10 protein-coding genes and 1 riboswitch are annotated in these 12,479 nt (G+C 68.4%); of the genes, 6 read left to right on the top strand and 4 right to left on the bottom strand.

Translation table 11 applies throughout. The features are described 5' to 3' along the window. Nucleotides 1-56 precede the first annotated feature (56 nt). Complete coding sequence (gene nagA / locus GDIA_RS04000; protein WP_012553367.1) at nt 57-1,178, top strand: N-acetylglucosamine-6-phosphate deacetylase; 1,122 nt, start codon at nt 57-59, stop codon at nt 1,176-1,178. Nucleotides 1,179-1,185: 7 nt separating this feature from the next. Here the strand turns inward: nagA and GDIA_RS03995 are convergent, their stop codons facing one another. After that, nucleotides 1,186-2,214: a LacI family DNA-binding transcriptional regulator gene (locus tag GDIA_RS03995; protein WP_012553366.1), complete on the bottom strand. Its 1,029-nt coding sequence runs from the start codon at nt 2,212-2,214 to the stop codon at nt 1,186-1,188. A 110-nt stretch (nt 2,215-2,324) separates the two neighbouring features. On the opposite strand from GDIA_RS03995, the gene GDIA_RS03990 reads away from it, so the two are divergent. Next, entirely contained in the window at nt 2,325-2,996 is a 672-nt protein-coding gene (locus GDIA_RS03990; RefSeq protein WP_012553365.1) for a DUF2459 domain-containing protein, read from the top strand. Nucleotides 2,997-3,010: 14 nt separating this feature from the next. On the opposite strand, the gene GDIA_RS03985 is transcribed toward GDIA_RS03990, so the two are convergent. Genes GDIA_RS03985 through GDIA_RS03975 form a run of 3 tightly spaced genes read right to left on the bottom strand, consistent with a single transcriptional unit; the run spans nt 3,011 to nt 5,148 of the window. Next, the gene (locus GDIA_RS03985) at nt 3,011-3,238 is read right to left on the bottom strand and encodes a hypothetical protein (protein ID WP_012226596.1); all 228 of its coding nucleotides are present in this window, start codon (nt 3,236-3,238) and stop codon (nt 3,011-3,013) included. A gap of 58 nt (nt 3,239-3,296) precedes the next feature. After that, entirely contained in the window at nt 3,297-4,163 is an 867-nt protein-coding gene (gene metF, locus GDIA_RS03980) for a methylenetetrahydrofolate reductase [NAD(P)H] (protein ID WP_012553364.1), read from the bottom strand. 10 nt (nt 4,164-4,173) lie between these two features. Next, entirely contained in the window at nt 4,174-5,148 is a 975-nt protein-coding gene (locus GDIA_RS03975; protein WP_012226594.1) for an ArsR/SmtB family transcription factor, read from the bottom strand. Nucleotides 5,149-5,215: 67 nt separating this feature from the next. Then, nucleotides 5,216-5,417, top strand: a riboswitch (cobalamin riboswitch). 128 nt (nt 5,418-5,545) lie between these two features. On the opposite strand from GDIA_RS03975, the gene metE reads away from it, so the two are divergent. From metE to GDIA_RS03950, 4 genes are all read left to right on the top strand, one after another. Next, nucleotides 5,546-7,882, top strand: coding sequence for a 5-methyltetrahydropteroyltriglutamate--homocysteine S-methyltransferase (gene metE / locus GDIA_RS03970; RefSeq protein WP_197535956.1), 2,337 nt, complete (start codon nt 5,546-5,548; stop codon nt 7,880-7,882). 97 nt (nt 7,883-7,979) lie between these two features. Then, complete coding sequence (locus tag GDIA_RS03965) at nt 7,980-9,572, top strand: APC family permease (RefSeq protein ID WP_012553363.1); 1,593 nt, start codon at nt 7,980-7,982, stop codon at nt 9,570-9,572. A gap of 113 nt (nt 9,573-9,685) precedes the next feature. After that, a complete protein-coding gene (locus GDIA_RS03960) occupies nt 9,686-10,063 on the top strand; it encodes a PRC-barrel domain-containing protein (protein WP_012553362.1) in 378 nt (125 codons plus the stop codon). Between the two features lie 306 nt (nt 10,064-10,369). Then, nucleotides 10,370-12,454, top strand: a complete 2,085-nt coding sequence (locus tag GDIA_RS03950) for a putative bifunctional diguanylate cyclase/phosphodiesterase (protein ID WP_012553361.1) — start codon at nt 10,370-10,372, stop codon at nt 12,452-12,454. The last annotated feature ends 25 nt before the right edge of the window (nt 12,455-12,479 follow it).

The raw sequence follows: 12,479 nt of genomic DNA, 5'->3' as shown, positions 1-12,479 counted from the left end.
CGAAAAGCCGGGCTGGTTCAAGGCGCAATGCCGGTGTTTGGGGAAATGGTCCGATCATGATCCTTCGGGGAAACCTCGTCCTGCCGGACCGGGTGGCGGCGGGGCGCATCACCTTCGACGGGACGATCCGCGCCATCGCGCCGGACGAGGTGAGCGGCGGGGATGGACCGGCCGAGGCACGCTATATCCTGCCGGGCTTCATCGACGCGCATGTGCATGGCGGTGACGGCGCCGACACGATGGACGGCGCGGCGGCGATCCGGCGCATGGCGCGGTTTCACCTGGCCCATGGCACGACGACGATCCTGCCGACCACCATTACGCGGCCATGGCCGGACGTGATGGACGCGCTGCATGCGGTGGCCGAGGTGAAGCAGGCCGGGATGGCGGACGGCCCGGTCATCCATGGCGCGCATCTGGAAGGTCCGTTCGTCAGTCCGCATCGGCTGGGGGCGCAGCCGCCCTTCGCCATCGCCCCGGACCCCCATCATGTCCGTGCGGCGCTGCAGACCGGGGTGGTGCGCGTCGTGACGCTGGCGCCGGAACTGGAGCATGCGGACAGCGCCATTGCCGCCTTCGCCGCCGCCGGCGTGCGCGTCAGCATCGGCCACACCGTCGCCGGCTTCGAACAGGCCGAACAGGCGATCTGCCGGATCTGCGCCGCCGGCGGGACGGCGGGCGGCACCCATCTGTTCAACGCCATGGGCGGGATCGAGGGCCGCCGGCCCGGCCCGGCGACGGCGCTGCTATGCAGCGATGCCGGTCATGCCGAACTGATCTTCGACACCCATCATGTCCATCCTGCCAGCTTCCGCCTGGCGCACCGGCTGCTGGGCGACCGCCTGCTGTTCGTGACCGACGCCATGCGCGGCGCGGGGCAGGGTGACGGGATCAGCCAGCTCGGTGGGCAGGAGGTGACGATCCGCGACGGAATTGCGCGCCTGCCTGACGGCACGCTGGCCGGCAGCGTACTGACGCTGGATGGGGCGCTGCGCAACGCGATCGCGGCCGGCACCGATCTGGTCGATGCCGCGAAGCTGGTCAGCCGGAATGCCGCGCACTATCTGGGCCTGCGGGATCGCGGCGCGCTGCTGCCCGGCCTGCGGGCCGATTTCGTGGTGATGGACCGCGAATTCATGGTGCGCGAGGTCTGGGTCGGCGGCGAACGCCGCTTCTGAAATTTTCCTATCGGGCCTGTGGCGCGGTACTGCCGCGTTCGACCAGCCGGGCGGGAACGGTGCGGGTCCGCCCTTTCGCCGCTGTCGCTGGGTCGGCCAGGGCGGAGGTCAGCAGGTCCAGTGCCGCTTCCGCCATGCGGTCCACCTGCTGGTCGAACGATGTCAGGTCGTACCCGTGCCATGCGGCCTGGGGAATGTTGTCGTACCCGACCACCCGCACGTCGCCGGGCACCGTCAGGCCGTGGGCGCGCAGTGCGTCGATCGCGCCGCATGCCATCATGTCGTTGCTGCAGAAGAACGCTTCCGGCGGCCGGTGCCCCCGCAACAGGTCGCGCACCGCCGCATATCCATCGTGATAGGTATCCTGCCCCTCGATGACGACGGGCGCGGGCAGGGCGCGGGCGGCCAATCCATCCAGGAAGCCGCGTGCCCGCGCGCGGGTCGCGGCGCTGTCGCGCGGGCCGGCGAGCCATGCGGTGCGGCGCGCCCCGCGATCGGCCAGCAGGTGGGCCGCAGCCTGTCCCGCCGCGCGGTTGTCCGACCGGACGGTGGAAATCCACGGCGCTGTCAGCCGGGAATTGAAACAGACGATCGGTATCCGCAGGTCCGACAGCGCCGTCGCGGCCTGCCGCGTGCCCACGGCCAGCGCGGTCACGACCGCATCGACCCGGTAGCCCGCCAACTGGTCCAGCGCCCCGTCCAGCGCCAGGGCATCGGGCACCTGCACCAGCAGGACCTGCAGCCCCACGGCGCGCAGGACGACCGCGAAATGATCCAGGACGGCGGCGTAGAAGGGATTGTCCAGCCCCCCGACCACCACGCCGATCATCCGCGACCGGCCGGACAGCATGATGCGGGGGATCAGGTTCGGCCGGTATCCCAGCACGGCGGCCGCCGCCAGAACCTTCTCGCGCATCGCGGGGGATACGCTGCCGCCGGGGGAAAAACTGCGTGAAACCGCCGATTGCGATACTCCGGCCAGCCGTGCGACGTCGATGGAGGAAATGGGGGAGCGGGGCGTGCGCTCGCGCGGCATAATGGTATCATTTCCGATAGTGCAGGCGGTGTACAAGTTCTGGCCGGCCAACATAGTCTTTCATCACGCAATGCGACAAGCAGGAGCACGATCATGCTGGAAGACGGTGCGTGAAGCAGTCGGCGCGGCTGATCCTGGTCCTGTTGCTGGCGCTGTCATGCTGCGCGCCGGCCACGCCGCCGGCCTGCGGGCCCGTGGGAACGCTGTCCGGGGCAACGGTGCCGGTCTATCTGGTCGACCGGGGCTGGCATACCGAAATCGGGATTCCGGCGGCGGCGTTGACGGGGCCGCTGGGTTTCTATCGCCAGGTCTTTCCGGGCGCGCGGACCATCCTGTTCGGCTACGGCAAGAAGACGTTCTTCACCGCGCCCGCGACCAGCCTGGAGGATTACCTGATCGGTCCGTTTCCCGGCTCCGCCGTCATCCAGGTCGTTGCGCTGACCGTCGCGCCGGACCAGGCCTATGGCACCGGACCCGTGGTCATCCTGACGCTGAAGCCGGCGCAGGTGGAGCGTCTGTCGGCCTTCATCTGGGGGGATCTGGCCTCCGGACGGGACGGTGCGCCGCGCCTGGTGGCGGTCGGGCACGATCCGGACAGCCTGTTCTATGCGGCGCGCAGCCGCTACACGCTGTTCCACACCTGCAACGGATGGGTGGCGCAGGCGCTGGGCCGGGCCGGGCTGCCGGTATCGGACCGCATGGCTGTGTTCGCCGGCCAGGTCATGGCGCGTGGCGCACGCGCGGCAAGGGCCCTGTGTCCTGTCCCGTCCGCGGCCCCGTAGATACGGGACCGGTCTCAGGGGCAGGGGGGATGGGTGCCGTCGGGGCAGACCACGTCGGTGCCGCGGGGGACGACGATGACATTGCGGTCGTGGGGCGGGTGATGGTCGCCCTCGCCGCTGGCGGAACTGCATGCGGCCAGGGGCAGCATGCCCAGGCACAGGAGGGCGGACAGGAGCGCGCGCGGTGACGGGGCGGCCGACATGTCGGGGACTTTCATGGCAGGGCGGATCGGGGAGGCCATCGCATGATCAAGCGCCCGACACCCACCCCAAGTTGCAGGCCCGCCGCGTTTTTTTCCGTTACCGGCCCAGCAGCCGGCACAGCGCCAGCGAGGCGTCGGCCCGGTTGAGGGTGTAGATATGGAAATGATCGACCCCCTCCTCGCGCAGGCGCCGGCACAGTTCGGTCGCGACCGTCGTCGTCACGATGGCACGGGCGCCGGGCTGGTCGTCCAGCCCGTCGAACAGGCGCCGCATCCAGTCCGGAACGCGTGCGCCGCACATGTCGGCAAAGCGATAGGCCTGGGCGATATTTCCCACGGGCAGGATGCCGGGCACGATTTCGGCCGTGATCCCGGCGGAAGCGGCATGGTCGCGGAAGCGCAGGAACGTTTCGGACTCGAAGAAGAATTGCGTGATCGCCCGCGTGGCGCCGGCATCGATCTTGGCCTTCAGATTGTCCAGGTCGGCGGCGGCGCTGACGGCGGCGGGATGGGTTTCGGGATAGGCGGCGACCGAAATCTCGAACGGCGCGATGCGGTGCAGGCCGGCGACCAGCGCCGCCGCGTTCGCATATCCGTCGGGATGCGGTACGTACGCGGCACCCGCCTCGGCCGGGTCGCCCCGCAGGGCCACGATATGCCGCACGCCCGCGTCCCAATAAGCGCGCGCCACCGCATCGACCTGATCGCGCGAGGCGTCGACGCAGGTCAGGTGTCCAGCCACCGGCACGGTGGTTTCGCGAACCAGCGACGCGACGATGTCCAGCGTGCGGTCGCGCGTCGATCCCCCGGCGCCATAGGTGACCGACATGAAACGCGGTGCAAGGGGCACCAGGCTGGCCACGGTCTGGCGCAGCGTCTCCGCCATCCTGTCAGTCCTGGGCGGGAAGAATTCGAACGACATTCCCAAGGGGGACGGTGTGTCGGCGGACGGATTCAGGGACATTCAACCGCTTTCATGACGCAGGGTGGTGGATCGGGGCAGCGGGTGCCGAAAGGCGGCGGCCCAGCCATAATTTGACGGTCAGTTCGCCATCCAGGTGAACCGGGGGCGCGCAGGACAGGCCGGCGGCGGCGAACCAGTCGGACATCTGCCGGTCGGTGAAGCCCAGGCGGACATGCGCGTCGCGCTCGCGCAGGTCCTCGCGGTCATGCGGGGCGAAATCCACGATCAGCAGCCGCCCGCCCGGGGCCAGCAGCCGCGCGGCCTCGGCGATCGCGGCGGCGGGGTGCTGCGCGTAATGCAGGACCTGATGCATGATCGCGACATCGGCCGATGCCGCGGGCAGCGGCAGGGCATACATGTCGCCCTGCCGCAGTTCGGCGTGCTCCAGCCCCGGTTCGGTCGTCGCCGCCTGGGCCAGCTTGGTGCGGGCCAGGCGCAGCATCGCCGGACTGCGGTCGAAGCCGACGGCGCTGTCGGCCTGGCGGCCCAGCACCTCCAGCATCCGCCCGGTGCCGGTGCCGATATCGACCAGGCGCCCGATCGGATCGGGCGCCAGCACGCGCAGGATCGCGGCCTCGACATCGCCTTCCGCCACGTGCAGCGAGCGCAGCGCGTCCCAGTTCGCGGCATGGGTTTCGAAATAATCCTCGGCCGCACTGGCGCGGACCGCTCGCACGGCTTTCAGCCGGGCGATATCGGCCTGCTGCTCGGCATCGTCCGCAGGCGTCCAGCGGTCGATCGCGGCCAGCAGCGGGGCCAGGTCGTCGGGCGGCCCCAGGGTCAGGAACACCCAGCTTCCTTCCTTGCGGCGCTCGGCCAGGCCGGCATTCACCAGGATCTTCACATGCCGCGACACGCGCGGCTGGCTTTGCCCCAGCACCTGGGCGATTTCGCCGATGGACAGTTCCATCGTGCGCAGCAGCGCCAGGATGCGCAGGCGTGTCGGGTCGGCCAGGGCCTGGAAGATGACGAGCGGGCGGGTCATGGAAGAATGAATATAACAACATCCTTATATGTGCAAATTCCAATTGACTCCTGTCGGCGTCGCGCGCCTTAATCCGCCCCGTCATGGTTCCGTGCCCCCCGTTCCGGGGCACGGCTAAGAGGGAAGCCGGTGCGACGCCGGCGCTGCCCCCGCAACTGTAGGCGGCGAGCATCGGTCCATTCGCGTCACTGGGGCGTCATGCCCCGGGAAGGCCGGACCCATTGCGCGGACCCGCGAGCCAGGAGACCTGCCATGGCCGCAAGAATCCTCCGGCGGGGTGTCCGGACGGGTCGTGACGGCACCGTGCCCGGGATGATCCGGCGCGGCTGGTGACGCGTGCCTGTTCCCCGGTCCCGCCCAACCTGACGAGGCTGTCATGACCGTTACCGTCGCCAAGATTGAAGTCGCCACCCTGGGCTTTCCCCGCATCGGCCCCCGGCGTGAACTGAAGGCGGAGCTGGAAAACCACTGGGCCGGCCGCACCGATGCCGCGTCGCTTCACGCCGCCGCAGCCCGGCTGCGTGCCGCCAACTGGGCGTGGCAGCGCGACCGGGGCGCGGATGTGATCCCGTCCAACGATTTTTCGCTCTACGACCATGTGCTGGATACGACCGTGATGGTCGGGGCGATTCCGCCGGCCTATGGCTGGACCGGCGGCACGGTCGACAGCGCGACCTATTTCGCCCTGGCGCGCGGCACCCAGGCGACGCCGGACGGGCAGGCGGACACATGCGCCCACGGCCATGCGCATGCCCACGGCGCGGGCGTGCCCGCTTCCGAAATGACCAAATGGTTCGACACCAACTACCATTACCTGGTGCCCGAATTCTCGGCCGACCAGGTGTTCCGCCTGTCCTCGACCAAGCCGGTCGATGAGTATCGCGAGGCCCGCGCCCAGGGAATCGAGACCCGGCCCGTCCTGCTGGGGCCGGTCAGCTACCTGCTGCTGGGCAAGGCGCGCGGCGGCGGCTTCGATCCACTGACGCTGCTGCCGCGCCTGCTGCCGGTCTATGTCGCGATCCTGCGGGCGCTGGCCGATGCCGGGGCGGAATGGGTGCAGATCGACGAACCCTGCCTGGTGCTGGATCTGGACGACGCGGCGCGGGCGGCCTTCGTCCAGGCCTATGCGCAGCTCGGCGCGGGGGCGGGCGAGGTGCGGCTGATGCTTGCGACCTATTTCGGGGCGCTGGGCGACAATCTGGCGACGGCGCTGTCGCTGCCGGTTCACGGTCTGCATGTCGATCTGGTCCGCGCGCCGGAACAACTGGACGCGGTTCTGGCGGGCGCGCGGCCGGACCTGGTGCTGTCGCTGGGCGTGATCGACGGGCGCAATGTCTGGCGGGCCGACCTGAACGCCATCCTGGCGCGGATCGCCCCGGCGGTGCGTGCGGGACGGACGCTCCAGCTTGCGCCGTCCTGTTCGCTGTTGCATGCGCCGCTGGACCTGGACCGCGAGACGGCGCTGGAGACGGATGTCCGGTCCTGGCTGGCCTTCGCGGTGCAGAAGATCGCCGAACTGGCCGTGCTGGCGCGCGCGTTGAACGAGGGCGAGGCCACCGTGCGCGAGGCGCTGGATGCGTCATCCGCCGCCGTCGCGTCGCGCCGGACCTCGCCGCGTATCAACGATCCTGTCGTCCAGGCGCGGCTGGCCGCGGAAGGGCCGACCGCGGCCCATCGTGCATCGGCCTTTCCCGTCCGCCGGGCGGCGCAGCGCGCGCGGCTGAAGCTGCCCGCCTATCCCACCACCACGATCGGGTCCTTCCCGCAGACCCCGGAAATCCGCCAGGCCCGCGCCGCCCATGCCAGGGGCGAGATGCCGCGCGCGGACTACGAGGCCTTCCTGCATGCCGAGATCGCCCGCGCCGTCGCCTGGCAGGAGGAGGCCGGACTGGACGTGCTGGTCCATGGCGAATTCGAACGCAACGACATGGTGCAGTATTTCGGCGAACGGCTGTCGGGCTTCGCCTTCACCCGTCATGCCTGGGTCCAGTCCTATGGATCGCGCTATGTCCGGCCGCCGATCATCTATGGGGACGTGTCGCGGCCCGAGGCGATGACCGTGGCATGGTGGCGCCATGCCCAGTCGCTGACCGCCCGCCCGATGAAGGGCATGCTGACCGGTCCGGTCACGATCCTGAACTGGTCCTTCGTCCGCGACGACCAGCCGCGCGAGACCACGTGCCGCCAGATCGCCTACGCCATCCGGGACGAGGTCGTGGACCTGGAACGGGCGGGCGCCGCCATCATCCAGATCGACGAGGCCGCGCTGCGCGAGGGGCTGCCGTTGCGGCGGGGGGAATGGCAGGCCTATCTGGACTGGGCGGTGGCTTGCTTCCGCATCGCCGCGTCCGGGGTGGCGGATGTGACGCAGATCCATACCCACATGTGCTATTCCGAGTTCAATGACATCATCGCCGCCATCGGGGCGATGGATGCCGATGTCATCTCGATCGAGACGGCACGCTCGAAGATGGAACTGCTCGATGCCTTCGTCGGGCATCGCTATCCGGCCGAAATCGGACCCGGCGTCTACGACATCCATTCCCCGCGCGTACCCACGGTGGCCGAAATGACGGCGCTGCTGGCGGCGGCGGCCGCGCGGATCGATGCCGACCAGATCTGGGTGAATCCCGATTGCGGTCTCAAGACCCGGAAATGGCCCGAGGTCCGCGCGGCGATCGCCGGGATGGTGGAGGCCGCGCGCCGGATGCGGGCGGGCGACGCGACCGGCTGACCCCGGCCTGTTGCGTCCGGACGCGGAACGATGTTGGTTGGGCAAATCCGCGTGCGATTCGCACCCACCCCCGCCCGACTGCCGGAGAAGCCCAGACGTGTCACCCCACCTGAATCGCGCCCTTGGCCCCTGGCAACTGATGTTCACGGGGCTGAGCGCCATGATCGGGTCGGGCTGGCTGTTCGGGGCCCAGCGCGCGGCCGCGACGGCGGGGCCGGCGGCCAGCCTGGCCTGGCTGCTGGGCGCGGTCATCGCGCTGGCGATCGCGGGCGTGGCCACCGAACTGGGGGGCATGTTCCCGGTGGCGGGCGGCATGGTGCGCTACGCCAACCTGACCCACGGTCCGCTGGTCGGCTTCATGGCCGCCAGCGCGAACTGGCTGTCGATCGTCAGCGTCGTACCGGTCGAGGCCGAGGCGTCGGTGCAGTATATGAGTTCCTGGTCCTTTCCCTGGGCGCGGGGGCTGTATCATGACGGCGTGCTGACGCCGCCGGGCCTGATGGCGGCGGCGGTGCTGGTGGTGGTCTATTTCCTGCTGAATTTCTGGAGCGTGCGGTTCTTCGCGCGCTTCAACGCCATGATCACGGTCTTCAAGCTGGTGGTGCCGGCCGCCACCGCGCTGGCGCTGATGGCCAGCAGCTTCCGTGCCGGCAACCTGGTGGGCGATGGTGCCGGCGGGTTCATGCCCTATGGCCTGTCGGGCATCCTGACGGCGGTTTCGACCTCGGGCATCGTCTTCGCCTTCAACGGGTTCCAGAGCCCGCTGAACCTGGCGGGGGAGGCGCGCAATCCCGCGCGCAGCATCCCCTTCGCCGTGCTGGGCTCGGTCGTGCTGGCGACCGTGATCTACCTGCTGCTGCAATGCGCCTACCTGGGCGCCGTGCGGCCGGGGGCGGGGGGATGGGCCGGCCTGTCCTTTTCCTCGCCCTTCGCGCAGCTTGCCATCGCCTTCAACCTCAACTGGCTGGCGATGCTGCTGTATTTCGATGCCTTCCTCGCCCCCAGCGGCGCCGGGGCGACCCATCTGGCCAGCAGCACGCGCATGACGCTGGGCATGCAGCGCAACGGCACGATGCCCGACCTGCTGGGGCGCATCCATCCGCTGTACGGCGTGCCGCGCCCGGCGCTGTGGTTCAACCTGGGCGTGGCGTTCATCTTCCTGTTCTGCTTTCGCGGGTGGGGTATCCTGGCCTCGGTCATTTCGGTCTGTACCGTGATTTCCTACATGATGCTGCCGATCGCGGCCCTGGCGCTGCGGCGGACGCTGCCGGATCGTCTCCGGCCGGTGCGGGTGCCGGCCATGCGGGTGGTGGGCGCGCTGGCCTTCATGTTTTCCTCGCTGCTGCTCTATTGGGCGCGATGGCCGCTCAGCGGCGACATCATCCTGCTGATGCTGATGTTCCTGCCGCTCTATGCCTGGTTCCGCCGGCATGAAGGGTGGGCGCGGCACCGTGCGGCCTTCCGCCATGCGGTCTGGTTCATGGCCTACCTGCCGACCATCGCGGCGCTGTCCTATGGCGGCAGTACGGCGTTCGGCGGGCGGGGCTGGATTCCCTATGGCTGGGACCTTGCGGTGGTGGCGGTCGTTTCTCTGCTGTTCTGCGAATGGGGGGTGCGCAGCGCCGTGCCCGTCCCAGACGTCTCGGTAATGGACGCGCAGGACGACGTGCCGTCCATGGAAGGGCACTGAGAAACGTATTTCGTTCCCTCAAACTATTGTGCGAGACAGGCGCTGCGCGCCCCCTTGTTCCGTCTTGTGGGCCCACCAACTCAGGTCTCGTTCATCAGCGAACGGAGGACGTCATGTCAAACGTTACAACGGACAAGATCAGCGAGACGCACGAGCTTATCTCCTCGGACAAGGTGGAGGGCACGGCGGTCTATTCCCGGGGCGGCGACCGGCTGGGCACCGTCAATCATTTCATGGTGGACAAGCGCACCGGTCATGTCGCCTACGCCGTGATGAGCTTTGGCGGATTCCTCGGGATCGGGAACAGCTACCACCCGCTGCCGTGGAAGACCCTGACCTACGATCCCGACCTCAGCGGCTATGTGGTCGACCTGACGCGGGAACAGCTCCAGGGCGCGCCGGCCTATACCGACGACACGATGCCGAACTGGGGGGACGAGATGTATGGCCACCAGATCGACGAGTATTACGATCGGTCGCTGGGCCGCTGAGCCGCATCATCATATATCGCGTCGTCATATGAAGACAGCCTGAGAATAAAAATGCCGGAATGGGGGATCGGGCCTGCCTGGTCGCCCATTTCGGTCCCCGGCATTGGGCGACAGCCCGCCGGATAGACAGATGACCCGGATCGCCGTTAGTATCGGGGCCATGCTCATCCTCTCCATTTTTACAATATGTTTCGCCGGCGGTCCGCTTCCGGTCGATCTACAATCGTATTACTTCGCGTCACTGGCCCTGCTTGTGGCGCTATGCGGCGGGACCGCGATCGTCGCCAGGGTTGCGTCGCACCTTCGATGAGGACGATCTTCGGCTGCATCATCGCTGAACACAGCCTGTCCCTGGTGATCGCCGCCGGGCTGCTCTGCGGCCTGGGGTCCTGGGTGACGGCGCGGCTGTTCTTCCGCACGCTCGATACGACCGGGCTGCAGAAATATGGCTGGCACTTCCTGACGGCCCTGACCGCGGCGGTGTCGATCTGGTGTACCCACTTCATCGCCATGCTTGGATTTCATCCTGGCGTTCCCGTGGGGTTCGATCCGGTCCTGACCATCGTATCCCTGCTGATCGCGGTCATCGGCAGCACGGCCGGCTTCGTCCTGGCCGGAAACCGCGGGACGGGGCTGGCGCCCGCATTGGGCGGTGGGATCGTCGGCCTGTCGATTGCCGCCATGCACTATACCGGGATGACGGCCTATCGCGTGCAGGGCGTCATGTCGTGGGACAGGCGTCTTCTCGTCGTATCCATCGTGCTTGCCGTCGGCCTGTCGGCGGTGGCACTGCAGGTCGCCGCGCGGCGGGGCCGGCAGGCCCGCAACCTGATGGCCGGCCTGCTGGTGCTGGCGACCATCGGGCTGCATTTCACCGGCATGGCCGCGCTGCGCATCACGCCCGCGCCCATCGACGGGTCGTTCGCCAATCCCGAGGCATTGCATGCCCTGGCATTGGCGATCACCGCTACGGCGCTGGTCATCGTCGGCGCCGGGCTGGCGAGTTACCTGATCGACGACAGCGTCCGGGCCGAAACCGTGGAGCGACTGCATCATATAGCGATGAACGACACGCTGACCGGCCTTCCGAACCGCGCCAGCTTCAACGACCGTCTCGATTCCGAGATCGCGTTGGCACGGGAGAATAAGGGCACGTTCGCCTTTATCGGCATCGATCTCAATCGCTTCAAGGAAATCAACGATCTGCGCGGTCATGCGGCGGGGGACGAGGTGCTGCGTATCCTCGGCCGGCGCCTCAAGGGATTGCTGCGCGACGGCGAGTTCGTCGCCCGGACCGGCGGTGACGAGTTCGCGGCCCTGTATCGCATGGGGGACAGGCGGGACCTTTCCGACTTTCTCGGACGCCTGGAACGCGCCCTGTTCAAGCCCCTGCGGCTCGATGGATTCGAGGTCCAGTCAGGCGGCAGCCTGGGCGTGGCCATCTGGCCCGACGACACCGCCGACAAGGAACTGCTGGCGAACAACGCCGACCTGGCCATGTATCGCGCCAAGGCCGATCCGATCCGGAAGATCTGCTTCTACAAGCCCGAGATGGACGAGGCCCTTCGCGCCCGTCGCATCCTCGCCGCCGACCTGCGCGACGCGCTGGCGCGCGACCAGCTCTCGCTGCACTACCAGGTCCAGACGTCGATCGCGACCGGCCGGATTCGCGGCTACGAGGCCCTGCTGCGCTGGGAGCATCCGCAGATCGGTTCGATCTCGCCGGCCGAGTTCATCCCCCTTGCGGAAGAAAACGGCCTGATCCTTCCGATCGGCGAATGGGTCCTGCGAACCGCCTGCCGGGAAGCCGCGTCGTGGGAGCCGCCCTACAAGATCGCGGTGAATCTCTCGGCGGTGCAGTTCGTGCATGCCGATCTGGCGAAGCTGGTCCGGACCGTGCTGGCCGAAACGGGGCTGTCGCCCGAACGGCTGGAACTGGAACTGACCGAAACGACGATCTTCGCGGACCGGAAGCGTGCGTTGCACGTGCTGCGCGAAATCAAGGCGCTGGGGGTCACCATCGCGCTCGACGATTTCGGAACGGGGTATTCCTCGCTCGATACCCTTCGTGCCTTTCCCTTCGACCGGATCAAGATCGACCGTTCGTTCTGCTGCGCGGCGGCGGCCAATCCGCAGACGCTGGCCATCATCCGGGCCGTGCTCGGCCTCGGCAAATCCTTCGGCATTCCCGTGCTCGCCGAGGGAATCGAGACGTATGACCAGCTTTCCATGCTGAACAGCGAAGGGTGCGACGAGGCCCAGGGCTTCCTGCTTGGCCGGCCGGCCCCGCTCGGGCAGATCGTCGGAAGCGGGCATATCACGCTGACCCGCGAAAGCCGAACCCTCCGCGACGGGAACGGGGCGTCCGCCCGTGCCGAATTCGCCCGCTGACGCCACCACCGACCAAGCCATGCCC

The organism is Gluconacetobacter diazotrophicus PA1 5, from assembly GCF_000021325.1.
Classification (GTDB): domain Bacteria; phylum Pseudomonadota; class Alphaproteobacteria; order Acetobacterales; family Acetobacteraceae; genus Gluconacetobacter; species Gluconacetobacter diazotrophicus.
The sequence above is the reverse complement of the archived record's forward strand: the minus strand, read 5'-3'. Positions and strand labels throughout refer to the sequence as shown.

Coding starts and splice junctions, on each gene's coding strand:
- nagA (WP_012553367.1), top strand. CDS start 57: ATGATCCTTCGGGGAAACCTCGTCCTGCCGGACCGGGTGGCGGCGGGG.
- GDIA_RS03995 (WP_012553366.1), bottom strand. CDS start 2,214: ATGCCGCGCGAGCGCACGCCCCGCTCCCCCATTTCCTCCATCGACGTC.
- GDIA_RS03985 (WP_012226596.1), bottom strand. CDS start 3,238: ATGGCCTCCCCGATCCGCCCTGCCATGAAAGTCCCCGACATGTCGGCC.
- metF (WP_012553364.1), bottom strand. CDS start 4,163: ATGTCCCTGAATCCGTCCGCCGACACACCGTCCCCCTTGGGAATGTCG.
- GDIA_RS03975 (WP_012226594.1), bottom strand. CDS start 5,148: ATGACCCGCCCGCTCGTCATCTTCCAGGCCCTGGCCGACCCGACACGC.
- GDIA_RS03960 (WP_012553362.1), top strand. CDS start 9,686: ATGTCAAACGTTACAACGGACAAGATCAGCGAGACGCACGAGCTTATC.
- GDIA_RS03950 (WP_012553361.1), top strand. CDS start 10,370: ATGAGGACGATCTTCGGCTGCATCATCGCTGAACACAGCCTGTCCCTG.